Below are 309 nucleotides of genomic sequence, written 5' to 3' on the forward strand. Positions count from 1 at the left end.
CCAGCACGGGACGACTCCAGCCGTGTGCGATGTCCTTGGCGCTGTACCAGTCGCGTAACTCGGCGTCGTCGAGCTTCTCGAGCAACTCGATGACATGCCCCCAGGGCAATTGGCCAACGGGTCGTTGACCGATTGCCTCCTGGTCCGGCCACGCCTCGGCGAACCTCCGCATGTACTTCAGATTGGCTGACGAGAAACCCTTCGCATTTGGGAATTCTGTGCGCAGATCCGCGGAGAGTCGGGAGAGGACCTTGCTGCCCCACGGGGCCGTCTTCTGTCGCTCGATGATCGTCGCCCCGATCTGCCAGT

The 309-nt window shown here is 62.5% G+C and carries 1 protein-coding gene; it reads right to left on the bottom strand.

Annotated features, from left to right (window positions below):
• The coding region (locus P3H15_RS54840) for a DUF1016 N-terminal domain-containing protein (protein ID WP_276144933.1) at window positions 1-301 on the bottom strand (301 nt) is incomplete at its 3' end.
• Between the last annotated feature and the right edge of the window lie 8 nt (window positions 302-309).

It is taken from the genome of Rhodococcus sp. T2V, assembly GCF_029269925.1.
GTDB lineage: Bacteria > Actinomycetota > Actinomycetes > Mycobacteriales > Mycobacteriaceae > Rhodococcus_F > Rhodococcus_F koreensis.